This window comes from Ruegeria sp. YKSF57 (genome assembly GCF_059612585.1).
Map to the genome: position 1 here is coordinate 23,308 of NZ_JBXWQW010000012.1, position 22,170 is coordinate 45,477.

22 protein-coding genes are annotated in these 22,170 nt (G+C 56.0%); 6 read left to right on the forward strand and 16 right to left on the reverse strand.

Annotated features, from left to right (window positions below; all coding sequences use genetic code 11):
• The first annotated feature begins 185 nt into the window (after positions 1 to 185).
• Complete coding sequence (locus AC2FLX_RS07060; protein ID WP_480748658.1) at positions 186 to 719, forward strand: outer membrane protein; 534 nt, start codon at positions 186 to 188, stop codon at positions 717 to 719.
• 71 nt (positions 720 to 790) lie between these two features.
• Here the strand turns inward: AC2FLX_RS07060 and AC2FLX_RS07065 are convergent, their stop codons facing one another.
• The 4 genes from AC2FLX_RS07065 to AC2FLX_RS07080 all read right to left on the reverse strand — a co-directional run bounded on the left by AC2FLX_RS07065 (position 791) and on the right by AC2FLX_RS07080 (position 4,282).
• Positions 791 to 2,161, reverse strand: coding sequence for a glutamate--cysteine ligase (locus AC2FLX_RS07065; RefSeq protein ID WP_496809683.1), 1,371 nt, complete (start codon positions 2,159 to 2,161; stop codon positions 791 to 793).
• 68 nt (positions 2,162 to 2,229) lie between these two features.
• The gene (locus tag AC2FLX_RS07070) at positions 2,230 to 2,757 is read right to left on the reverse strand and encodes a hypothetical protein (protein ID WP_496809682.1); all 528 of its coding nucleotides are present in this window, start codon (positions 2,755 to 2,757) and stop codon (positions 2,230 to 2,232) included.
• Positions 2,754 to 3,560: a hypothetical protein gene (locus AC2FLX_RS07075; RefSeq protein WP_496809681.1), complete on the reverse strand. Its 807-nt coding sequence runs from the start codon at positions 3,558 to 3,560 to the stop codon at positions 2,754 to 2,756. Before AC2FLX_RS07075 ends, AC2FLX_RS07070 begins: the two co-directional genes overlap by 4 nt.
• Positions 3,557 to 4,282: a 16S rRNA (uracil(1498)-N(3))-methyltransferase gene (locus AC2FLX_RS07080; RefSeq protein ID WP_480748654.1), complete on the reverse strand. Its 726-nt coding sequence runs from the start codon at positions 4,280 to 4,282 to the stop codon at positions 3,557 to 3,559. Before AC2FLX_RS07080 ends, AC2FLX_RS07075 begins: the two co-directional genes overlap by 4 nt.
• Before the next feature lie 12 nt (positions 4,283 to 4,294).
• Here AC2FLX_RS07080 and ubiA point away from each other — a divergent pair, with 12 nt between their 5' ends.
• From ubiA to AC2FLX_RS07095, 3 genes are all read left to right on the forward strand, one after another.
• A complete protein-coding gene (ubiA, locus tag AC2FLX_RS07085) occupies positions 4,295 to 5,257 on the forward strand; it encodes a 4-hydroxybenzoate octaprenyltransferase (RefSeq protein ID WP_496748351.1) in 963 nt (320 codons plus the stop codon).
• A gap of 66 nt (positions 5,258 to 5,323) precedes the next feature.
• Complete coding sequence (locus AC2FLX_RS07090) at positions 5,324 to 7,240, forward strand: OmpA family protein (RefSeq protein ID WP_496807384.1); 1,917 nt, start codon at positions 5,324 to 5,326, stop codon at positions 7,238 to 7,240.
• Position 7,241: 1 nt separating this feature from the next.
• Positions 7,242 to 7,556 carry a hypothetical protein gene (locus AC2FLX_RS07095; RefSeq protein WP_496747401.1) on the forward strand — a complete coding sequence of 105 codons (315 nt, stop codon included), beginning with the start codon at positions 7,242 to 7,244 and terminating at the stop codon, positions 7,554 to 7,556.
• A gap of 35 nt (positions 7,557 to 7,591) precedes the next feature.
• Here the strand turns inward: AC2FLX_RS07095 and AC2FLX_RS07100 are convergent, their stop codons facing one another.
• Genes AC2FLX_RS07100 through pgsA form a run of 3 tightly spaced genes read right to left on the reverse strand, consistent with a single transcriptional unit; the run spans position 7,592 to position 8,958 of the window.
• Positions 7,592 to 8,035: a molybdenum cofactor biosynthesis protein MoaE gene (locus AC2FLX_RS07100; RefSeq protein ID WP_496747399.1), complete on the reverse strand. Its 444-nt coding sequence runs from the start codon at positions 8,033 to 8,035 to the stop codon at positions 7,592 to 7,594.
• 5 nt (positions 8,036 to 8,040) lie between these two features.
• Entirely contained in the window at positions 8,041 to 8,286 is a 246-nt protein-coding gene (moaD, locus tag AC2FLX_RS07105) for a molybdopterin converting factor subunit 1 (protein ID WP_480748649.1), read from the reverse strand.
• A gap of 3 nt (positions 8,287 to 8,289) precedes the next feature.
• Entirely contained in the window at positions 8,290 to 8,958 is a 669-nt protein-coding gene (gene pgsA / locus AC2FLX_RS07110) for a CDP-diacylglycerol--glycerol-3-phosphate 3-phosphatidyltransferase (RefSeq protein ID WP_496809680.1), read from the reverse strand.
• A gap of 174 nt (positions 8,959 to 9,132) precedes the next feature.
• On the opposite strand from pgsA, the gene AC2FLX_RS07115 reads away from it, so the two are divergent.
• Entirely contained in the window at positions 9,133 to 10,017 is an 885-nt protein-coding gene (locus tag AC2FLX_RS07115; protein ID WP_496809679.1) for a DMT family transporter, read from the forward strand.
• Here AC2FLX_RS07115 and uvrC read toward each other — a convergent pair.
• From uvrC to AC2FLX_RS07150, 7 genes are all read right to left on the reverse strand, one after another.
• Complete coding sequence (gene uvrC, locus AC2FLX_RS07120) at positions 10,014 to 11,888, reverse strand: excinuclease ABC subunit UvrC (RefSeq protein ID WP_496747397.1); 1,875 nt, start codon at positions 11,886 to 11,888, stop codon at positions 10,014 to 10,016. The genes AC2FLX_RS07115 and uvrC overlap by 4 nt on opposite strands.
• 291 nt (positions 11,889 to 12,179) lie before the next feature.
• Positions 12,180 to 12,959 carry an SDR family oxidoreductase gene (locus tag AC2FLX_RS07125; RefSeq protein WP_496747396.1) on the reverse strand — a complete coding sequence of 260 codons (780 nt, stop codon included), beginning with the start codon at positions 12,957 to 12,959 and terminating at the stop codon, positions 12,180 to 12,182.
• A gap of 24 nt (positions 12,960 to 12,983) precedes the next feature.
• A complete protein-coding gene (locus AC2FLX_RS07130) occupies positions 12,984 to 13,946 on the reverse strand; it encodes a calcium/sodium antiporter (RefSeq protein ID WP_480748644.1) in 963 nt (320 codons plus the stop codon).
• A 168-nt stretch (positions 13,947 to 14,114) separates the two neighbouring features.
• Positions 14,115 to 14,912, reverse strand: a complete 798-nt coding sequence (locus AC2FLX_RS07135) for a S49 family peptidase (protein ID WP_496809678.1) — start codon at positions 14,910 to 14,912, stop codon at positions 14,115 to 14,117.
• Positions 14,913 to 15,027: 115 nt separating this feature from the next.
• Positions 15,028 to 15,789: an ABC transporter permease gene (locus AC2FLX_RS07140; RefSeq protein ID WP_480748642.1), complete on the reverse strand. Its 762-nt coding sequence runs from the start codon at positions 15,787 to 15,789 to the stop codon at positions 15,028 to 15,030.
• The gene (locus AC2FLX_RS07145; protein WP_480748641.1) at positions 15,786 to 16,715 is read right to left on the reverse strand and encodes an ABC transporter ATP-binding protein; all 930 of its coding nucleotides are present in this window, start codon (positions 16,713 to 16,715) and stop codon (positions 15,786 to 15,788) included. The genes AC2FLX_RS07140 and AC2FLX_RS07145 overlap by 4 nt, the downstream gene beginning before the upstream one ends.
• A gap of 90 nt (positions 16,716 to 16,805) precedes the next feature.
• Entirely contained in the window at positions 16,806 to 17,324 is a 519-nt protein-coding gene (locus AC2FLX_RS07150) for an SRPBCC family protein (RefSeq protein ID WP_496809677.1), read from the reverse strand.
• A 167-nt stretch (positions 17,325 to 17,491) separates the two neighbouring features.
• On the opposite strand from AC2FLX_RS07150, the gene AC2FLX_RS07155 reads away from it, so the two are divergent.
• Positions 17,492 to 18,472, forward strand: coding sequence for a DMT family transporter (locus tag AC2FLX_RS07155; protein ID WP_496809676.1), 981 nt, complete (start codon positions 17,492 to 17,494; stop codon positions 18,470 to 18,472).
• Positions 18,473 to 18,479: 7 nt separating this feature from the next.
• Here AC2FLX_RS07155 and AC2FLX_RS07160 read toward each other — a convergent pair whose 3' ends face one another.
• Together AC2FLX_RS07160 and AC2FLX_RS07165 are read right to left on the reverse strand one after the other, a co-directional pair.
• Positions 18,480 to 20,711, reverse strand: a complete 2,232-nt coding sequence (locus AC2FLX_RS07160) for a CHASE2 domain-containing protein (RefSeq protein WP_496809675.1) — start codon at positions 20,709 to 20,711, stop codon at positions 18,480 to 18,482.
• Between the two features lie 27 nt (positions 20,712 to 20,738).
• Entirely contained in the window at positions 20,739 to 21,821 is a 1,083-nt protein-coding gene (locus tag AC2FLX_RS07165) for a FecR family protein (protein ID WP_496875397.1), read from the reverse strand.
• Positions 21,822 to 22,170 lie beyond the last annotated feature (349 nt).

A 22,170-nucleotide genomic window follows, 5' to 3' on the forward strand; every position in this document is an offset into this window, starting at 1 on the left:
TGTCGATTATCAATGAGTCCTGATTAATGGACCTGCAGGGCCAACAGATTCTGGCACTGCTCATCAAATGTTCGGAATAAGTGGGAATCCAGTGATCCGCTTTGCGGATCGGGGTGTATCGGAGTGGGCCTACCCTTTGAGCCGATGCACATCCCAAGAATGCATTTGTACGAAAGGACACTGAGATGACGGGAAAATTGGTACTTGTTTCGACCTTGGCAACATTGGCGACGGGGCCGGGGTTGGCGCAATCTTCGGGCAATTGGAGCGGCTTTTATGCGGGGGCGGAGATCGGCTATGCCGACGTCGACACCAGTGTATCTGGGCTGGACGGTGACGGTGTTATTGGCGGTATCATCCTTGGATATGACTATGACTTTGGCACCTGGGTCGCTGGCGCCGGGTTCGACTATGACTGGACCGACGTCGATCTGTCCGGGGCCGCCACTGTCGAGGATGTCTGGCGATTGAAAGCGCGGGCGGGATACAAGATCAACCCCGACAGCCTGCTTTACGGCGTTGCAGGCTATGCCGAAGCCGGAACCGACAACTTTGGAAGTGATGACGGTTGGTTCATCGGCGCAGGATATGAACAGATCATCGTGCCCAACATAAGCCTTGCCGGCGAATTGCTTTATCACGAGTTTGACAATTTCAACTCGACCGGCGTCGATGTGGACGCAACCACGTTCCAAATTCGTCTGGCTTACCGGTTCTGACAGTGAACGAGGGCCGCACTACCGGATTCAGGTAGTGTGGCCACACACGGTTACAGTAACCGCAGAGGTGCTCAATAGCTGAACGCCCGGTAAATTCGCGTCAGGTCTTCATCCCAATCGCCATTGTAATGCGCCAGCAACTCGTCTGCCGGTACTTTGCCGGTTTCGATGCTGTCCTTCAATGCATTGAGGAAATGGGCCTCATCTGGCACCAGTCCTCCGGCACCGGGTCGAGCGCGCGCCTTGAGACCAGCCTCGGAAATTGCCACGGCTTCGCGCGCCAGATCATGCATTTTGATACCATTCACTTGGGCTTGCAGACCATCTCTACTGGCTGCGATGCGCAACTCCTCACGGGTTTCGGCGTCCCAGCCTTTCACCAGATTCCACGCCGCATCCAGCGATGATTGTTCATAAGTCAGCCCGACCCAGAATGCAGGTAGCGCACACAAGCGGCGCCACGGACCGCCATCGGCACCGCGCATTTCGATAAACTTCTTGATCCGGGCCTCAGGAAAAAGAGTAGTCAGATGATCCGCCCAATCGGACAATGTCGGCGTCTCTCCCGGTAATGCGGGCAGTTCGCCTTTGAGGAAGTCACGGAACGACTGGCCCAGCGCGTCGATGTATTTCCCATCGCGATAGACAAAGTACATCGGAACATCGAGCGCATATTCCACCCAACGTTCGAATCCGAAACCTTCTTCGAAGACAAAAGGTACCATCCCGGTACGGTCGGCATCCAGGTCGCGCCATACCCGAGAACGCCACGATTTATGACCATTGGGCTTGCCGTCAAGGAACGGCGAGTTGGCGAACAATGCCGTGGCCACCGGTTGCAACGCGATGGCGACGCGCAGTTTCTGCACCATGTCCGCTTCGGAGGCGAAATCAAGATTGACCTGAACCGTACAGGTCCGCCGCATCATGGTGGTGCCCATGGTGCCGACCTTTTGCATATAACTGTCCATCAGCTTGTAGCGGCCCTTGGGCATCAACGGCATGTCCTCGTGCCGCCAGATCGGGGCCGCGCCCAGACCGATGAAGCCCACGCCGATCTTGTCAGCGATATCCTTGACGTCACGCAGATGCGCGTTCACCTCGTCACAGGTTTCGTGGATCGTTTCCAGCGGCGCTCCGCTGAGTTCCAGTTGACCACCCGGTTCGAGCGAAACGTTGGCACCGTCCTTGGTCAGCCCGATCAGCTTACCGCCTTCTTCCAATGGTGCCCAACCATGCAAGTCGCGCAACCCTTCAAGCACGGCTTGAATCGAGCGTTCCCCCTCGTATGGGAGCGGCTTGAGCGTGTCCTTGCAATAGCCGAACTTTTCATGCTCGGTTCCGATGCGCCACTCGACCTTGGGCTTGCATCCATCCGCCAGGTATTCGGCCAGTTGTTCATGGCGTTCAATCGGTCCTCCGCCGGACTGAGGGATAGACATAGGCCGCGCTCCGATGCTGGGTCTCTAGAAAATGTAGGGGGAAGTCCTGAGGGTAAACGCCTCCGGTGTCAATGCAACCGCAACCCCTGTGGACGAGAAGGATGACGTTCCCAGATCACGACCGGGTGAACCGCGCGTCCTGAAAGCTCCGACAGCATCTGTTCGGTTTTTATTCCGGGAAGGGACGAAAAGACGTCAAAAAGCGCCTCGGCACCTTCGGCATTGACCGGGATGTGAAGGCTGGGGTGACCTGGTTGCTCCAACACCCAATGCGCGGGCTGAGTGGTTGGATCAAGCGCCAAACGCTCCAGTTCACGCGCGGCGACCACTCCGCCAGTCAGAGGACCCAGATAGGAAATCTGGCCTTCGTCAACCGAAACGACACCGGGCCCACCTGCACCGTTGCGAAACCGTCCCCGCTGAATACCTATGACCGTCAACGCGACTGAAACGACAATCAACACCCAACCCAGCCAGCCCAATAACCCGCCCGGACCACCAATCCAGCTGATACCAACCAGCATCATCGCAGCAGCAACCAGAATCTCGCGCCAGCGCCACATGGCCGCCTTGGCTTCGGGACGAACAAAGCTCATGTTTCGGGGCTTCCCTGAACACCCTTGTAGGGCGCCTTGATCGCATCGTAGGTCATGTCAGTGAAATCGTACTTCTGGACACGATCTTCAAGGCCTCCATCATTTGCCAATCGGGCCTGCCACAACACGCCTTTTTCGGCCCATTGAATTTCTCCTTGCCAAAGATCGGCCCATTCCCAACCCGGCAGATCAACAACCGCGTTGGTTCCAGGGCCTATCAGGGCATAATTGCTGGATACCAAAGCCCGGTTCTTTTCCCCAATACGAAACCCGCATTGCAAAGCCCAACCGCTTGATACGGGTTTGCGCAGGATCGTCTCGTACCGGTCGCCACAATCGTGCGTCCAGCCACGAAGGCGCATTTTCTCGGCCACCAGTCCGCCCATGTGAAACCCGTCGGTGGAATGGGAAAACGCATCTGTAGCGGCAGGCCGCAATCCATCTTGCATTTCAGCTGGCGCTTCCGCTCCATTCAGCCACAGTGCGCCGATTTCAGTAAATGCACCTCCTCCATGCCAGCTGTGCGACTGAGGCCAATAGGAAATTGCCCGCAACCAGGGCGCCCGCGACACGGCCGTCCAACACCGCCCCCCGCGCCCGGCGAAATAGACGAGATATTTCCCGTCTGGCGAAATGTCCGAGCGGTACTCGTGAATGCGCCCATTAAGCCATTGACCCAATTCAATGGTGTCTTTTTTTCGGTCCCAAAGAATGGATGCCACCTGATCGCTCGGCCCGCGTCGCAGGACCACTGCACGGTCCGAGTTAATGGCCGTCAGCACATGCAGGCGAGGTGCCGTCACCTCCAGTCCCCCAATACCTGCTGCCATAAGGTCATTGCGGCAACCGCAGCCGTATCTGCACGCAAGATACGAGGGCCAAGGCTGACCACATGGGAAAAGGGCAATGTGGACAACCGGGTGCGCTCCTTTTCTGAAAATCCACCTTCAGGGCCAATGAGAATCGCCCAGGGTTGGCCTTTTTCACTTTTCGCCAGGCGCAAGGCCGATCCGGCCTCGGCCTCGTCGCAGAACATCAGTCGGCGGCCTTCAGGCCATTGATCCAGCAACCGATCCAGTTTTGTCAGGTCGCTGACCTTGGGAACGAATGTTCCGCCGCATTGCTCGGCAGCCTCGATCGCGTGAGCTTGCAGTCGATCCTGACGTATGCGCTCGGAATTGGTGAAATCCGTCTGAACCGGAATGATTTGTGCAGCTCCCATCTCGGCGGCCTTTTCCACGATGAAATCGGTTCGTGCCTTTTTGATGGGCGCGAACAGAAGCCACAAATCCGGGGGCATCTGCAACGTGCGTGTCTGCTGGATGCATCGCAATACGCCACCCTTCTTTCCAGTTTCCAACACCTCGGTCTGCCACTCACCGTCCTGCCCGTTGAACAGGGCAACAGGAGCGCCAATGCCAAGGCGCATCACGCCGAACAGGTAATGCGCCTGTTCGCGCGTCAAAGGAACCGATTGCCCCGCACCCAATCGGTGCTCTACATACAGCCTGATTTTCGCACTCATGAGACCCTACATATGCAAGGCAAAGCCCCAACACCAGACGGACAAGTCGCCGACGCGATCAAGGACAACTGGGTTGACACCCACGCCCCCGCCTTTACCCGGCCCTATCTCCGGTTGTCTCGCGCGGATCGTCCCATTGGAACGTGGCTGTTGCTGATCCCTTGCTGGTGGGGGTTGGCCCTTGCTGTTCTGGATGGTGGGGATCCCGAATGGACGGATTTGTGGATCGGCATCGGATGCGCTCTTGGAGCTTTTCTTATGCGCGGTGCGGGCTGCACTTGGAACGACATTTCCGATCGGGATTTCGACGGCAAGGTGGAACGAACACGCTCGCGACCCATTCCCTCAGGGCAGGTCACGGTTCGAAAAGCGGTGATCTGGATGGTGGTACAGTGCCTGCTTGCCTTGATGATTCTTTTGACGTTCAACATGGCAGCAATTGCTATGGGTGTTCTTTCGCTGTTACCCGTCACAATCTATCCCTTTGCCAAACGCTTCACATGGTGGCCACAGGTGTTTCTTGGTCTGGCCTTCAACTGGGGCGCCCTGCTGGCCTGGGCCGCCCACAGTGGCACAGTGGGCTGGCCCGCTATTCTTCTGTATTTGGCCGGCATATCGTGGACCCTTTTTTATGACACGATATATGCGCATCAGGATACTGAAGACGACGAACTTATCGGCATCAAGTCTACAGCCCGCCTGTTTGGCACCGATACCGCGAAATGGCTGAAGTACTTTCTGATTGCCACCGTCAGCCTGATGGGATTGGCCGTGATCGAGGCGGCCCTGCCCGATGCGTCGATCATGGCAATGGTTCTTGCGATTGCGGGGCCTTGGGCGATGGGCTGGCATATGGCGTGGCAACTGCGAGGCCTCGATATCGAGAATAACGCCAAACTGCTGCAGCTTTTTCGCGCCAACCGCGACACCGGCCTTATTCCGCTGATCTTCTTCGGGATTGCACTGCTGCTGTGATTGCACCTTGGGCCGGGCGGTTGTAAGACTCCCGGCCAAAAGCATGACGAGATACCCGATCTGCATATGCGAGTTCCCTTTTCCCTCGTGGTCGCTCTGACATTTGTGATGGCGGCCGGACTGTGTCTGTTTGGCGCTAGCTTTGCCGTAACCGCTGTCGAGCAAAGTTCCGAAGCGTCTATTCGGCGGGCGCTGGACCTGAAGGGGCACAACTGGGCGGAGGTTCAAGCCGACGGGTTACGAGTCATTTTGACTGGAACCGCCGCTGACGAAGGTGCCCGTTTCAATGCCCTAACGGTTGCGGGTGCCGAAGTTGACCCTTCCCGCGTCATCGACGAGTTGGATATTGCGCCGACCGCCGATCTGGCACCACCCAGATTTTCAGCGGAAATTCTGCGCAATGACAGCGGGATATCCGTTATTGGCCTGATCCCCGCAACCGAGGATCGCGAAGGACTCATTTCATCCCTGCAAGCCTTGGACCGGCAAGCACGGGTATCGGATTTGATGGAGACAGCGGACTATCCCAAGCCGAGGGGGTGGGACGATGCGCTTGCTTATGCCATTTCCGCGCTATCCCGGTTACCCCGCGCTAAGGTTTCTGCCAGCGGCGGGCTGGTCAAGGTCACGGCAATCGCGGACAGTCCCAAGGAAAAGGTGCGTCTAGAGCAGGAACTCACAAAGGCCGCACCGCCGAGCTTGCGCATCGGACTTGCGATTTCAGCCCCCCGCCCGGTTATCACCCCTTTCACTCTTCGTTATCTGATCGACGAATCAGGAGGGCGTTTCGACGCGTGTTCGGCACAAGACGAAACAGCAAGGGATCGCATTATCGCCGCCGCACATCGTGTTGGCCTTACCGGCAAGATCAACTGCACTATCGGATTGGGTGTTCCGTCTCCGCGGTGGGCAAGCGCTGCAGAGCTCAGCATCGGTGCCCTGGCCGAGCTTGGACGTGGCAGCGTCACAATAGCGGACGCGGATATCACGCTGGTCGCGCAGCAAGGAACGGATCAGTCGACGTTTGACAGGGTCGTCGGAGAGTTGGAGAACAGCTTGCCCGACGTGTTCGCACTGCACGCCGTTCTGCCCGAACCTGAAGTCAAAACTGCCGCCGAGGTATTGGAGTTTACTGCGACACGTAGCCCCGAGGGTTTGGTGCAACTGCGCGGACGCCTGGGAGACGAATTGCTGAGGGAGATGGTCGACAGTTATGCCAAGGCCGCATTCGGATCAGAAGCCGTACACATGGCCACTCGCGTCGTGCCTGATTTGCCCGCCGACTGGTCAGTCCGAGTTCTTGCCGGTCTCGACGCCTTGTCTCGCCTTCACAATGGATCTCTTTCGGTAACAGTGGAAACAGTCATCATCCGCGGCATGAGTCATGACGAAGATGCAAATGCAGACATATCACGGTTGCTATCCGACAAACTAGGCGAGGCTCAGGACTTCAAGCTGGACATCAGTTTCGAACCCCTGCCCGAACCCGAGGATGCATTGCCGGACCCGGAAGTGTGCGAAGCAGACATAGCCGTTATTCAGCAAGGCAACAAAATCACATTCGAACCCGGCTCTACCACGGTGTCGACCGACTCCTTGGAAACGGTGAACCGAATTGCGAACATCCTGAGAGAATGCGGACCAATCCGGATGGAAATTCAAGGCCACACCGACAGCCAGGGCCGCGAAGAGATGAACCAGAAACTTAGCCAAGCGCGCGCGCAGTCTATTCTCAACGAACTGCGCGCCCGGCGCGTGCCAACGTCGAGTTTCGCCGCGATCGGCTATGGCGAAAGCCAGCCGATCGGGGATAACGGGACCGAAGAAGGCCGCGAAGAGAATCGGCGGATCGATTTCAGGCTGGTTCGCCCTGAACCCGTGACCGAGCGTAAGACCGGGCTGGAGGCGGCGGAACAGGCAAAAGAGCGGCCGACCGGGAAACAGGCGGACAACACATCGCAAGAGCAGGCAGAGGATCAGTGACATGAACAGAACCGAATTCATTATCGCCACCGCGATCATCCTGTTCGTGGCGTTTTCACTGGGCTGGTTCACCAACTGGCTGGTTCACCGGCTGTCCCGTGTTCGCCAAAGCGACGTGGCTGATCTGGACCGTATGAGTCGGGAGTTGCACGAAGCGGAAGAAACCCGCGATCAGGCGATCACGTATCTTCAGCAGCGCGAAGCCGAATTAACCAATCAGTTAACACAGACAGAAGCGGAACTGTCCGCGGCGATGGATGGATTGCGAGCGGCACGGCAAGAAGCCGAAGAGTTAAGGGTACAATTGGCAGGCTAAGCACAAAGGCTAGTTTTACCCAGGGAACAACCGAACTACCAACGGGCCAAAGCGTCTTCGTCTTCATCCTTGGCTGCAACCCAACCAGCGCCACCAGCTGTGATTTCCTTTTTCCAGAACGGTGCCCGAGACTTCAGGTAGTCCATCAAATACTCGGCAGCCTCGAAGGCATCCTTGCGATGGCGGGCCGCAGTGGCGACCATCATGATCCGGTCACCGGGTGCGAGCCGGCCATAACGATGGATGACTAGAACATCACCCAATGCCCAACGTTCTTTCGCTTCCAGAGCGATTTTCGACAATGCTTTCTCGGTCATACCGGGGTAATGCTCGATCTCCATCACGGCGAGATCGTCCTCCGCAAGATCACGCACCACCCCTGTGAACGTCACGATGGCACCGTTTGCCGCTCCTCTGGCAGCGAAAGAACTGACTTCTGTCCCTAGATCGAAGGGTTCTTCCTGAACAGCTACGCGCACGGAAATCACCCTCCGGTCATGGGCGGAAAGAACGCAACCTCTCTGACGCCGGACAAAGAGGCATCAAAATCCGAAAGCTCCTGATCCAGAGCCACCCGAAGCGCCGAGAGGTCGGCAAAAGCCACTTCGTACCGGACCTCGCGCATCCGCAACTCATCGACCAATTCCGAAACAGTCGCCGCATTGGTTTCAACTCTTTCTTTCGGCAATCCGATGCGTTCGCGAACCCAGGCGAAATACAGAATGTCCATGTCTTACGTATCCTTCAGATGCGGCATAGCTTTACGTAGGTAATCATAGCCGGTGATCAACGTCAGACCGGCTGCAATCCACAGCAACCACAGACCAACACGCCCAGCCCAGACCATACCGTGGTATTTCCAGCGCAAGCCGTGAAGGTCTTCCACCTGCCTGGTCATGATCTGTTCGACCAACTGCTGATCCATCCCGAACGAGGACATCACCAGGTAGTGCTCGAATATCCCCTGACCGAACAAAACCGCGATGGCAATCATCTGTGATGTTGTCTTCCACTTGGCAAGCTTAGTCACCTTGAGCGTGCCTGAGACATCACCAAGATACTCGCGCAAACCGGAAACGAAAACCTCGCGAAACAGGATGAACGTGGCAGGCAGCACCAACCAGGGTGTCCAATGTTCAGCGGAATACCCGACGATAATCATCAATGCGATGACTACCATTGCCTTATCGGCGATCGGGTCCATCATCGCACCCATCTTGGTTTCCTGTTTCCACGCCCGGGCCAAATATCCGTCGAACCAGTCGGTGACTGCGGCGGTCACGAATAGAAGCAACGCGAACCAATCCGCATACGGCCGGGTAAAGTACAAAAACATCACAGCCAGCCCGGGGGCAGCCAAAAGGCGCAGAACAGTCAGGATATTGGGCAAGTTCCATTTCATGCAGCGGACCCTACATCGGCGGTTACGGACAGAAAAGCCAAAGTGCCAAAAAACTCGACTTATCACAGAAGCTTGGTCAAAGCGCCGCAGTCGTGAAGCCTCTGAACGATACGGGTTGGCCTTTGCCAATATTGCAGCCAGTTTGCGCGACAGAGCCAAGCCAGAAAGCGCATCGTGACTACCCAAATCCGAACCGATGCCCGATCAAATTTTGCCGGCAGTCTTTGGATGATTGCCGCGATGGCGGGCTTTGCACTGGAAGACTCGCTGCTGAAGGCGGCCTTTGCCTCTTTGCCAATTTGGCAGGTTTTAGTACTGTTTGGTGCTGGCGGAGCCGTTGTTTTCGCGGGCGTGGCGCAGGTACGCAGGGTTCGTCTGTTTCAACCCGATGTGCTGTCACGCCCGATGAAGGTAAGGGGGGTGTTCGAAGTACTTGGCCGGTTGTTCTATTTTCTGGCCATCGCCCTGACACCCTTGTCCTCGGCTACCGTCATCTTGCAAGCCACGCCTCTTGTCGTGGTCGCGGGGGCGGCGCTGTTTTTTGGCGAAACCGTTCGCTGGCGACAGTGGAGCGCCATTATCGTCGGCATGATCGGTGTCATCCTTTTTTTGCAACCAACTGGTAACAGTTTTTCTGCCCTGTCGATTCTGGCGGTGCTGGGCATGCTGGGCTTTGCCGGACGCGATCTGGCCAGTCGCGCGGCCCCGACCACCTTGGGGGCTGAAGTTCTTGGATTTTATGGCTTTCTTAGCATCATCGTTGCAGGTCTTGTCTATCGATTATGGGAAGTTGCGCCAATTGCACCGCTTAGCTTGCACACATGCCAGCATCTGAGCGGCGCGGTTCTGATGGGGGTAATAGCCTATACCGCACTGATGAAAGCGATGCGCACGGGCGAGGTTTCGGCCGTCACCCCGTTCCGCTACACGCGTTTGCTGTTCGGTATTGTTTTGGGCGTGATAATGTTCGGCGAAAGCCTGGATCGAAACATGTGGATCGGAAGCGCGCTGATCGTGACCTCGGGGCTTTATATACTGTGGCGCGGGCGGCGGGCCTAACCCTTGTCGTGGAAGAAATCATACACCTTTTGCGCCAACCCGGCTGATATCCCTTCGACCGCTTTAAGGTCTGCCAAATTTGCCCGGCTGACAGCCTTGGCACTGCCGAAATGAGTCAGAAGTGCCCGCTTGCGGGCCATACCCACACCGGGGATTTCGTCCAACGGGGTCGCGCCGACGGCTTTGGCCCGTTTGGCACGGTGGGTGCCGATAGCAAACCGGTGTGCTTCGTCACGCAAGCGCTGGATGAAATACAGCACCGGGTCATTGCGTTTCAGCGCAAAAGGGCGCTGGCCAATGCGGTGGAACTCCTCTTTGCCGTGGTCGCGGTCTATTCCCTTTGCGACACCTACTATCGGAATATCCTCGACCCCGTGTTGGGACATTATCTCGTGCACAGCACCGACCTGTCCAGAACCACCGTCGATCAGAAGCAAATCCGGCCACAACCCTTTGTCCCGGTCCGGGTCTTCTTTCAGCAACCGGGAAAAGCGGCGGCCTAGAACTTCTTTCATCATTCCAAAATCGTCGCCCGGTGTCAGGTCGTCGCCACGGATATTGAATTTGCGATAGGCGTTTTTCATGAACCCATCCGGCCCGGCCACAATCATGCCGCCGACCGCGCTTGTGCCTTGAATATGTGAGTTGTCATAGACTTCGATCCGGTTCGGCGGCCCGTCCAGTTCAAACGCCTCGGCAATGCCGCGCAACAGCTTGGCTTGCGTAGCACTTTCGGACATGCGGCGGGCAAGAGACTCGCGCGCATTTCTTAGTGCACCGGTCACCAACTCATGCTTCTCGCCACGTTGGGGGACCAGGATTTCGACCTTGCGTCTAACTTTTCCCGTCAAGGCCTCCTGCATCAAGTCAGCGTTTTCAATTTCGTCGGACAGGATCAATTGCCGGGGCGGTTCCTTGTTGTCGTAAAACTGGCCAAGGAAAGCCTCCATCACTTCGGCAGGCGAAACGTCCGGCCCAACACGCGGATAAAAGTCCTTGTTGCCCCAGTTCTGGTTGGCGCGGATAAAGAATACCTGAACACAAGCCTGCCCGCTTTCCATGTAGAGTCCGATGACATCCGCTTCGGTGACACCGCGAGGATTGATACCCTGACTCGTCTGCACCTGCGTCAGTGCCCGTATGCGGTCGCGCAAGCTGGCGGCGCGCTCAAATTCCATCGCCTCCGATGCTGCCATCATCTGTGCTGCCAAATCCTCTTGCACCTTGGTCGACCGACCGGACAAAAACCGTTCGGCATCCTTGACGCTTTCACGGTAGTCCGCTTCGGAGATCAGTCCAACACATGGTCCTGAACAACGTTTGATTTGGTAAAGCAGACAAGGTCGCGTACGGCTATCAAACATCGAATCCGAACAGTTGCGCAGAAGAAAGGCCTTTTGCAGCTGGTTCAGCGTGCGGTTCACGGCTCCCGCACTGGCAAAGGGACCAAAATAGGCGCCCTTTTCCTTCTTCGCGCCACGGTGTTTCTTGATCTGGGAAAAGGGGTGATCCTTGGCCACCAGAATATTGGGAAAGCTTTTGTCGTCGCGCAGCAGCACATTGTATTTGGGCTTAAGTTGCTTGATCAGGTTCTGTTCTAGCAGCAACGCTTCGGTTTCAGTCTTGGTAGTCAGAAACATCATCGAAGCGGTGGCCGCTATCATTCGCTCGATCCGCCCTGAATGACCCGGCCTGGTATAGTTCGAAACCCGTGCCCGCAAGTTCCGCGCCTTGCCGACATAAAGCACCCGACTGTCAGCATCGAGCATCCGATATACACCGGGTGAACTGTCCAGAGTTTTCATGTATCCCTGAATACAGGCATAGCCTGTCTGTGGGATTGCAGGAATATCGTCGCCGTGGTGCGTCATTGCCTTGAACTATGATTCTCTGGCCATGGCTGCAATCTTGGAGCACCGATTTCAAGAGAAAACAAATCCACGATTTCTGTGGATAAGTGTGCCGATAACTTTTGGGGCATCGGGATTTTTCCTTGTTTACAGGTGCCTTCCTTGAGTTGCACAAAAAATAGGCATTATCATAACCGCTTGATTCTTCGATGTATTTTTTTGATGGCCTGACAAGTATATGAAACAAAAGACATTTTTGTAACGTATCGGTAACGCTTTTGAGAGCGGTGCAAAACTTGCAGCGTATACTCGTTATTCGGGTCCCAGAACATCCGGTGTACGCCATCCCAAATGCTGTCCGCCGTCGACGCAAAGTAACTGCCCGGTGACTGCCGGGGCGTCCAGAAAATATCCCAACGCGGCGGTAATGTCAGACGGGTGCGCGCCCCGTTCCAAGATCGTATTCGCTCTTTGGGCAGAAAAATGTGCGTCGCTTTGCCGATGTCCCTGCAACGTGGGTCCGGGACCAATAGCATTCACACGGATGGCTGGCGTCAATGCTTGAGCCGCCGTGCGCGTCAAAGCCCAAAGCCCCATTTTGGCCAATGAGTAAGTCATGAACTCGGGCGTTGGTTTCCTTACCCGCATGTCTACCATGTTGACAATGAGACCCGACGCAACGGGTTCACCAAACTCATCCATCCTGTGGGCCAACCCTTGCCTCGCCATCGCCTGCGTCAGTACAAACGGCGCGCGCAGATTGCTGTCCATGTGACGATCCCAACTCTGCCGAGTCGCGGTATGAATGTTGTCGTATTCAAAGATAGATGCGTTATTGACAAGACAGGTGATCGGCCCTCCCAGTGCTTCTGCTGCACGAGGCAACAAGGCCACTGTCTGTACCTCATCCAAAAGATCCGCCTGCAAGCTTATTGCTGTGCGCCCTTTGGCCGATATCGCCCGCACGGTGTCCTCCGCTTGCTCTTGCGAGCGCGCATAGTGGACGACGACATCGAAACCGCGATCAGCAAGGTACAGGGCCATGGCACGACCCAAACGCAGTCCGGCGCCGGTCACGAGAGCTCGGGTCATGCAAATCTCCCTGTTTCTGAGACCTCAGGTCAGTACGGCAACCACATAAATCCCGTAGAGCCCCGTCAGCGCAAGCCCCCAAAAACGGGTGATGTTCTGCTGGAGAAACACAAAGGGGATCAACAAAAGCGATGCCCCCAGCATGACCCACAGGTCGAATTCCAGAAACTCCGGATCAACCTCAATGTTTCCAAACAGAGTGGCAATCCCGACAATGGCCAACAGGTTGAACATGTTCGAACCAATCACGTTGCCAAGTGCTACGTCGGCCTGACGCCTGAGGGCTGCCATGACAGTCGTCGCCAGTTCAGGCAAAGAAGTGCCAACAGCAATCAAAGTCAGGCCGATCACAGTCTCGCTGACACCGTAGGTTCGGGCGATGATGGCGGCATTGTCCACCAACAGATGCGCCCCCATCGGCAAACCAATCAATCCAAGAATCAAGTAAACAGCGACGCGCCAATACGGCATGTCCGGATCAGCTTCTTCCAGCGTTTCAAGACCTTCCTCGTCCGCACAAGCGCCGTTGCAAGCCTTGCGGTGCGCATGCGCCTGCCGAAAGGCGTTCATCAGGATCAAGAACAATCCCACCAACAGGATGGCCCCACTGGCCAGCGTGAACGTACCGCAGAATGCCAGCGCAATGAACAGTACGGACGCGATCAGCATGAACACATAGTTCCGCCGCGTATTGCACTCGCTAGTGTGAAGGGTGGCAAGCATAGCGGGTATGCCCAGAACCAGCAGGATATTGGCTGTATTCGAACCGACGACGTTGCCTAGTGCAATACCCGGTGCATTTTCCTGCACCGCCTTGATCGCAATCAGGAGTTCCGGCGCAGAAGTCCCGAACGCGACGATGGTCAGGCTCACGATCAACGCGGGAACTCCAAGGCGCAAACTGAGATTTACCGCCCCCCGAACCAGCGCATCGCCAGCCAGCAACAGAATCAACAGGCCCAGCGCTGATAATACCCATGCGGTCATGTCCGCCCCCCTTTTTCGCAGGCACAGGGACCCTTGCCGATCCGAAAACGTCCACAGCGCTTGCACCGCGCTGACGCCAACCGCTTTTGCCCGGGAAACCTGAGTTTTCCGAACATCGCCAGAACGGCCATGCCAATGAGAAAAAGGGTGACAGCCTTGATGATCACGTCAAAGCCCGAAACGCGCGTAGGCTGCGCGTTCCTCTACGCCAGCGATAGCATCCTGCGCCACCTGTGCCCCAAACCGCGTCCAGATCGGGCGGCGCACGCCATAGCGTCGAAACTTGACCTTCTGGCCAAATCGTTCCTGCATCTTGGGCTTCAGATGACCAACTCCGTCGATCAGGCCAAGTTCGGTTGCTCGCTTGGCCAACCAGACCTCACCGGTGAACAAGTCCTCGCCCCGGTTTAATTTGTCTCCGCGGCGATTTCGAACATGAGCGATGAAATTAGCATGAATGTCTTCGAGAAGGACATTGAGTCGTTCGACATCATCCTCTTTTTCCGGCGCGAAAGGATCCAGCATCGATTTGGACTTTCCTGCGGTGTGCACGCGACGTTCAATCCCCTGTCGCGCCAGAAATACATGCGCTCCGAACCCGGCGGAAATCACGCCGATGGACCCCAGAACCGAGCTGTCATCAGCCCAGATTTCATCCGCCGCGACAGCGAGCCAATAACCGCCCGAGGCTGCCACATCCTCGACAAAGGCGAAAACCGGGATTTTCAGTTCTTCACTCAAACGCCGGATGCGGGCACCGATCAGTGAGCTTTGCACCGGCGAACCACCCGGCGAGTTGATCTCCAGTGCCACCGCAACGGGTTTACCCTTGCGAAATGCCTTCTCCAGCACTGGTGTCAGCGCATTGTCATTCAGCGACGCACGCCCGGCCATCCCGATGGCACCGGACAAACGGACCACGGCCACAACTGGCGGTTTTTTTAGAAACGGCAGGCGAAAGTTCATGGATGCCGATGTAGAGTGCGGCCAAGCCGTAAACAAGACGCCCCACGTGACAGAAGCGAAACGTGAACCAAATTCAAACAATCGGAGGGCAAAAATGCAACGCCCCCGTGCGATTTCAGCTACGAAGACGCCAACCTGTTTTGAAGATCCACCAGATGATTCCAAGGCAAATTCCGGTAAACACGACTATGGCCAGCAGGCTGAACCCGATGGGTACATCGGCCAATCCATAGAACGACCACCGAAATCCCGAGATCAGATAAACCACCGGGTTGAAGAGTGTAATCGTCTGCCAGACCGGAGGAAGCATAGAAATGGAATAAAACGTGCCGCCAAGAAAAATCAACGGCGTCACCACCAATTGCGGGATAAGAGACATCTGTTCGAAGTTACTTGCCCAGATGCCAACGATAAACCCGAGCAGCGCAAAGCTGAGGCACGACAAAATCAGGAACGCAGCCATGGCCAAGGGATGCTCTACCCGGATATCGACAAAGAAGGTCGATGTGACCAGAATCACCAGCCCGACAAACAACGCCTTTGTCGCGGCCGCTCCGACATAGCCGATAACGATTTCCAAGAAGTTCACGGGCGCGGACAGCAATTCATAAATCGTTCCAAGGAATTTGGGAAAGTAGATGCCAAACGACGCGTTCGAAATCGACAACATGACAACTGATAGCATGATCAGACCAGGAACAATGAACGCACCATAGGAGACGCCTTCGACTTCCTGAATGCGACTGCCGATAGCTGTTCCAAAAACCACAAAATAGAGCGATGTGGAAATCACCGGCGACAAAAAGCTTTGCGCCAGCGTGCGAAAGAAACGTGCCATCTCGAAGCGGTAGATCGCAGCGATTGCGGCCCAGTTCATTGCATGTCCCCCGACACCAGATTGACAAAGATTTCTTCCAGGCTGGATTGTCGTGTCTGCACATCTCTCAGAACAAGTCCCGCCTCTGCAACGTCGTTCAGCAACGTAGTGATACCGGTCCGCTCGGCATGGGTATCATACGTATAGACCAGCGCTTCGCCATTCCCGCTTAGTGACAGTTTGTGATGGCTAAGACTTTCGGGAACCGCAGTGATCGGCTCAGTCAGCATCACCTCAATCTGCTTTTGGCCCATCTGCGCCATAAGGGTGCTCTTGTCCTGCACCAACAGCAACTCGCCTTTGTTGATGACGCCTACCCTGTCGGCGATTGCCTCGGCCTCTTCGATATAATGTGTGGTCAGGATGATGGTGACGCCGCTCTGCTTCAGTTCAGCTACGATATCCCACATGTCCTTGCGCAGTTCCACATCCACGCCTGCGGTAGGTTCGTCCAGAAAAAGGACACGCGGCTCATGCGCCAGCGCCTTGGCAATAAGCACCCTTCGTTTCATGCCGCCGGACAGTTCCTTGATAGCGTTCTTGCGCTTGTCCCAAAGCGAGAGTTTGCGCAGGATACCCTCGATCTTTGCATCATCCATCCGATGCCCGAACAGCCCGCGCGAGAACCGGACCGTGTTCCAGACCTTTTCGAACGGTTCAAGCGCAATCTCTTGCGGAACCAGGCCAATCATTCGACGGGCCGATCGAAAATCGTTCTGAATGTCATAACCACCAACAGTCACAGTTCCCGACGATGGGGTAGTGATGCCGCAAATCGTGGAAATCAATGTGGTTTTGCCGGCGCCATTTGGCCCGAGCAAGGCAAGAATCTCACCTTCCTCGATGTCGAGCGTGACGCCTTTCAACGCCTCAAAACCGTCAGCATAAGACTTGCGCAGGTTCTTGATGGACAAAATGGTTGACATGCCTGTTCCCCGTTCTGCCGGAGACCCTATCGCGCGCCGGGCTGACAGAACAGGCCATTTGCGCACAGAAGCTTGCGCGATTGCGCAAATTCAGGACGAACCTGTCAGCTTACCAAGCCAGCCTTTCTTTCTGGCAGGCTCGTCTAACTCTTCCACCAGTTCAGCCGGGCCTTCGAGATGTGCCTGAAGGTTCTCGAAAAACTGATCCGCCATTTTCTTGGCAAACCCGTCGATCAGTCGGCTTCCCAACTGTGCAAGCTTTCCTCCAACCTTTGCATCGACATCATAGGACAACACAGTGCCACCACCATCGGCCGGAGCCAATGTCACCGCCGCCTCGCCCTTTGCGAAACCGGCAGCGCCTCCCTTTCCTTCCCCGGCGATGGTAAGACGCTCGTTTTTCAACATGCCGGACATGGTCACGGTGCCTTTGAAGGTTGCCTTGACCGGACCAACCTTTTGAACAACGGTCGCTTCATAACCGTCCTCCGGGTTTCCGGTGACCTCTTGCGCGCCAGACACGCATTCTTTGAGAACAGCAGGGTCCAGTAACGCCGCATAAACTTCCGCAGGTGTCGCCTGGATCTCCCGAGTATCACTCATGTGCATGCCTGCACCTCCTCTGCCGTCGTGCGTATCCGGTCAAAACCTTGCGCCAGAAGGCAGACCTGCGCAACAGGTACAACTCCGATATTGAGATTGGGAAATCCAAAATCCTTATGATAGCGGTGTTTCTACTTGGCAAAACATCAAGTCGTTCGCTGGGAGAGCCTACCGTGTCACATGTACAACAAAACCGGTCAGCCGCCGGTATCGCCTTTATCATTTGTGGCATGTTTGCGATTTCTGTCAACGACATGCTGATCAAGCAGTTTTCTGGCGATTATCCCTTGCACGAGATAGTGTTCCTGAGGTCGTCGATCGGCATGGTTCTATCGCTAGCGCTGGTATATTTCGAAGGTGGCGTCGGAATTTTGCGAACACGCCATCCATTTTTGCATACCGTGCGATGTCTTTTGGTCGTGATATCAAACATGACCTTCTTTGTTGCACTCGCCGCAGCACCGCTTGCCGATGCGACAGCGCTATTCTTTGCTGCGCCACTGTTCATTACCGTCCTTTCTATCCCGGTCCTTGGCGAGAAAGTCGGTCCGTTGCGGATCGGCGCAGTCGTCGTCGGATTTGTTGGCGTCGTCGTCATGCAACGGCATTGGCAAGGTAGCGACACGATGGATGCAAATCGGCTTGTATTGATGCTGCCGGTTCTTTCAGCGCTTGCCTATGCATTGAACCAACTCATGACACGAAAACTCGGCGCAACGACGTCGGCCTCGGCGCTGGCAACCTATATCCAAGGCATGTTCATCCTCGTCTCCGTTGGCTTCTATCTGGTTGCAGGTGATGGGCGCTTCGTAGCGGGGACAGACAACCCCAGTCTAAGTTTTCTTTTGCGTGCCTGGGTATGGCCTGCGAACGAAGATTGGGTTTTTGTGATTTGGCTTGGCTTGAACTCGGGAATCGTTGCCTATTGCCTGGCCCAAGCCTATCGGGTTGCCGACGCAGCAACTGTCGCCCCATTTGAATATGTCGGCCTGCCGATGGCCGTATTCTGGGGCTGGTTAATCTGGGGACAATTGCCGGGGACAGTGGTTTGGCTGGGCATGTCGATGATCATAGGGGCCGGGCTGTTCGTCTTTTTGCGCGAACGCCAAAAAGCGAAAGAAATTGCGCGCACCGAAATCAAAGCCCGATATTGATCTGTGGTCATTCACCGGCCATTCGCGAACGCTCGAAATGCCTGAAGGCGATATCGGTCGTGGCGATGTGCTGAGAAAAATCCTGAACCCGCCTTGGTATTTCCCTATAGAATGCAGCCAGTCCGGGTTCTACCTTTGAGGCCAGTTGCGCGCAGTCAGACGCCAACGCGGCCATGTCCCGAGTTTGTTCGGCATCTTGCAGTTTTTCCATCATCTTGGAATGGGCTTCTGCCAGCCTTGCAAAGCCCTGCGACGTCAAAACTTCCTGATCGCCAACAACAACAAAAATCGATTCTGGTTCGGATTTTCCCCTGAGGTGAACAGCACCTGCTTCCAACATGGCAAGCTTGCCTTTAGTCGCTTCGTAAACCGGCTTCGACACAACAATGTCATAGTTGACGTATCGGCAAGCGACCTCGAGACGCGAGGCAACATTTACCACGTCGCCAATGGCCGTGTAGTTGAACCTTTTTCGCGATCCGATATTGCCGACACAAGCGCTGCCAGTGGCGCAGCCAGTTGCCAGCGCCAAAGAGGCCTGCCCGTCCATCTTTTGGGAGGCGTTGAATTCGGCCATTGCCCGCCGCATCGCCAATGCGGCACACACCGCCCGCGCCGGGTGGTCCTCAACCGGCAACGGTGCATTCCAGAACGCCATGATGGCATCACCGATGAACTTGTCGATCGTTCCCTTTTCCGCAAGAATTTGTTCTCCCAGTTTGGAAAACAACGCGTTCAGCAATGTCACGAGTTCGGACGCGGGTAGTATTTCAGACAAAGGGGTGAAACCGCGAATGTCCGAGAACATGACGGTTATGTCCTGCGTTTCACCGCCAAGTTTCAAGGCCTGACCGCTCGCTTCCATTTCGTCCAGAATCTCTGGAGCGACATAGTGGGAAAACGTCTGCCTGATCGCGCGCTTGTCGCGCTCGGTCACGATGTACTGATACCCGGCCAGCAATCCGAAATTCGCCATTCCACCAATTAGTGGAAATGTCACATCAAATAAGATGGAGTTGGAGTGAAAGGCAAACCAGCTCACCCCGACAACCGATGCCGCCGCAATCCCACCCGAGACGAATGATGGGACCGCGCCTGAGCCGGACATGACGCTGGTCACTATCAATCCCAATGCGATGAACGCGATCAATTCCAAGGCGGCCGTAACATCGCTGCGGCGCAGAACCTCTCCGAGAAGGATTTGCTCGATGATCTGGGCATGGATCGATACGCCTGGAACCGACTCTCCCAGAGCGGTTTCGCGGATATCCAGCAGGCCCGCAGCTGATGTACCCACCAATATGATCCGACCTTGGATTTCTTTCTGAAAAGCGGAATCCAGACCCGTCTTCAGGACATCCTTTGCTGAAAGGTAAAGTCCGGGATCATCGCGTCTGTATCGCACCCATATCTCACCGTTTTCCGTTGTCGGCACCTGAAAGCCACCGAAGTCCAGCGAAAGCATGACACCGGGTTCATCCTGGGAACCCTCGACAAAGATATTAGCTACGCCGGTGGCAACACGCAGAACTTCGACATTCAGACTGGGCAAGGCCCCGGTGGGCCCCATCCACAAAAGGGGAACCGTGCGGACCACACCAAGCCCACCGAGCGGCGAGACGTTTACACCGCCAATCCCTAGCGCTGTTTCTCCCAAAGGCGTTGCCAGAGGTGTCCAACTGGATACACGAGGCAACCTTGACGTCGGGCGCTCACCAATCTCGACGATGCCGGTCTTCGGCGCTACTTCGAAACCGTCACTTTGCAGTCTGGCCGCTACACCAAGAACTACCGGCCATTCTGCAATGGTATTTGCAAACCGGATATCGTTGTCTAAGAGGGTTGCCGCAATATCATCCCGCAACAGTTCCTTGAAAGCCGGGTCCTCCGATAATCGCGCGGGGGAATACCTGTCCGGTTCGGCAAACAGAATATCAAACGCAATGGCCGCCGCCCCATATTCTCCAAGCCTTTGGACAAGCTCGGCCAGCTTCGTGCGCGGCCAGGGCCAATGACCGATTTCAGACAATGAGGCTTCGTCGATATCGACGACACGGACCGGCAGTTCAGGATTGAAGTCTCGGGGGGACAACCGCTGCAGATAATCGAAATAGATCATCCGTGCGGCCTGAACCGGATAAGGATCCGATATCCGCAGCAGGCACCCCAAAAGGATCAGCAACAGCCCAATACCCCGAAACGTCCAATTGCGCTGCTTGCTTGCGGTCAGCCAGGCCATGTCACTCAGCTTTCGATCCCGGGCGCATCAACCTCTTCCTCCTTTCTCGCCCGATGACCCGTTTCCACCGCCATTGCTTCCGGCACCGACCTCGCCACGACCGGCAGAGCTTCCGCGCCCGGCGCTTTGTCCCGGCGATCCACCAACCCCAACGCCTTTGCCATTTCCTGAACCGGCGGAAGAAGCACTTCCTTTACCTCCGCCCGGCGCCGACCCTGAATTACCTTGCCCCGCACTTTGACCGGGACCATCGCCGGTTGCTCCTGTATTTGGGCCATTTCCGCCGCGATTGGCGGCACCCTGCCCATTCCCGGCGCCAGTACCATGCTGACCGTCACTCACCGCGTTCCCTTGGCCACGACTGTTGCCACCGGCTACACCGCTCTGCCCCGGGAAGCCCAGAATGCCTGGTGGCTCGGGCTGAGGTGGCGAAGGCGGTTCGGTCGCCGGAGGGGATGGCGGAGGATCAGAAGGTGGGGTTGCTGTATCGACCACGGGTGGATCTGGCGTAACCGGCGTTTTAGGTACGGGTACAGCGCGAATTGGGATGATGCCCGCCCCAGTTGGCACAACAGCAAAGCTTCCACAACCGCCGACATCTGCCCGAAAGGCAGGATCCAGTTGGCTTTGGGACAGGATGAACGGAAATCCGTTGTTCAACGCACGAACAGCCTGTTGGTTATCGATCGGACGACCGACACCGCCCCCCGGCGTTGTGGCAACCATCGAGCATTGCCCTCGCACGAACGAGCATCTGTTGCGTATGCCGCACATCCGGACGGTGCCTTCGAGGATCACCATCGTGCTTTGTTGTTCACCCAGAACCCAAACATCAAAAATTGTTCCGCGGACACCCATGGTCGCGGTCGGCGTCGTGATCGAATAGGCCGACTTCCGGCTGTTTCCGGATATGAAACGGAAACTACCCCCCAGCGCCTTGACCGCAAAATTCCTGGCGGCCTGATCGCCACGCATCATCGAAACATCCAATACCATGCGTGTATTGGGGCCTATTGCAATCTTGGTTTCGTCGCTGAACAGGATCTGAACGACCCCGTTACCATCCGTTGTAATGACGTCGCCGTTTTCGACGACCATTCCGGCACGCATCACACGATCATCCCCGCCAGATGTCACACTGGCCCCCTGGCGGACGTCTATCACTTTGCCGATTGCAGCAAACACCCGACTGGCCGGGAATAAGACAAGCAGAAAGAGGACAAAAGCTCCAGCAAGACGCAAACAGGTCAACCCACACCCCCTCCATGAGGTACACAACACCCACCCAGGGCTTGGGTGAGGCAGACCCTTGCCGGGCCTGGAGGCGCCTGTATTGGCTCTATAATGCCACTAAATTGACACAACTATGCCGCATAGTCGGAGAGTTTTGCAAGAGTTCGCCTACGTATGCGTTTGTCCATTGCGCACCACGACAGTCACATTTGATTGTCGATATTGA

What these genes read in the sequence shown, in the direction of transcription:
- AC2FLX_RS07135 (WP_496809678.1), bottom strand. Translation starts at nt 14,912, where the DNA reads ATGAACTTTCGCCTGCCGTTTCTAAAAAAACCGCCAGTTGTGGCCGTG.
- AC2FLX_RS07060 (WP_480748658.1), top strand. Translation starts at nt 186, where the DNA reads ATGACGGGAAAATTGGTACTTGTTTCGACCTTGGCAACATTGGCGACG.
- AC2FLX_RS07130 (WP_480748644.1), bottom strand. Translation starts at nt 13,946, where the DNA reads ATGACCGCATGGGTATTATCAGCGCTGGGCCTGTTGATTCTGTTGCTG.
- AC2FLX_RS07090 (WP_496807384.1), top strand. Translation starts at nt 5,324, where the DNA reads ATGCGAGTTCCCTTTTCCCTCGTGGTCGCTCTGACATTTGTGATGGCG.
- pgsA (WP_496809680.1), bottom strand. Translation starts at nt 8,958, where the DNA reads ATGAAATGGAACTTGCCCAATATCCTGACTGTTCTGCGCCTTTTGGCT.
- AC2FLX_RS07145 (WP_480748641.1), bottom strand. Translation starts at nt 16,715, where the DNA reads ATGTCAACCATTTTGTCCATCAAGAACCTGCGCAAGTCTTATGCTGAC.
- AC2FLX_RS07150 (WP_496809677.1), bottom strand. Translation starts at nt 17,324, where the DNA reads ATGCACATGAGTGATACTCGGGAGATCCAGGCGACACCTGCGGAAGTT.
- AC2FLX_RS07125 (WP_496747396.1), bottom strand. Translation starts at nt 12,959, where the DNA reads ATGACCCGAGCTCTCGTGACCGGCGCCGGACTGCGTTTGGGTCGTGCC.
- AC2FLX_RS07065 (WP_496809683.1), bottom strand. Translation starts at nt 2,161, where the DNA reads ATGTCTATCCCTCAGTCCGGCGGAGGACCGATTGAACGCCATGAACAA.
- AC2FLX_RS07160 (WP_496809675.1), bottom strand. Translation starts at nt 20,711, where the DNA reads ATGGCCTGGCTGACCGCAAGCAAGCAGCGCAATTGGACGTTTCGGGGT.
- AC2FLX_RS07070 (WP_496809682.1), bottom strand. Translation starts at nt 2,757, where the DNA reads ATGAGCTTTGTTCGTCCCGAAGCCAAGGCGGCCATGTGGCGCTGGCGC.
- AC2FLX_RS07140 (WP_480748642.1), bottom strand. Translation starts at nt 15,789, where the DNA reads ATGAACTGGGCCGCAATCGCTGCGATCTACCGCTTCGAGATGGCACGT.
- ubiA (WP_496748351.1), top strand. Translation starts at nt 4,295, where the DNA reads ATGCAAGGCAAAGCCCCAACACCAGACGGACAAGTCGCCGACGCGATC.
- AC2FLX_RS07165 (WP_496875397.1), bottom strand. Translation starts at nt 21,821, where the DNA reads ATGCGTGCCGGAATGGTCGTCGAAAACGGCGACGTCATTACAACGGAT.
- AC2FLX_RS07080 (WP_480748654.1), bottom strand. Translation starts at nt 4,282, where the DNA reads ATGAGTGCGAAAATCAGGCTGTATGTAGAGCACCGATTGGGTGCGGGG.
- uvrC (WP_496747397.1), bottom strand. Translation starts at nt 11,888, where the DNA reads ATGACGCACCACGGCGACGATATTCCTGCAATCCCACAGACAGGCTAT.
- moaD (WP_480748649.1), bottom strand. Translation starts at nt 8,286, where the DNA reads ATGGACATTCTGTATTTCGCCTGGGTTCGCGAACGCATCGGATTGCCG.
- AC2FLX_RS07095 (WP_496747401.1), top strand. Translation starts at nt 7,242, where the DNA reads ATGAACAGAACCGAATTCATTATCGCCACCGCGATCATCCTGTTCGTG.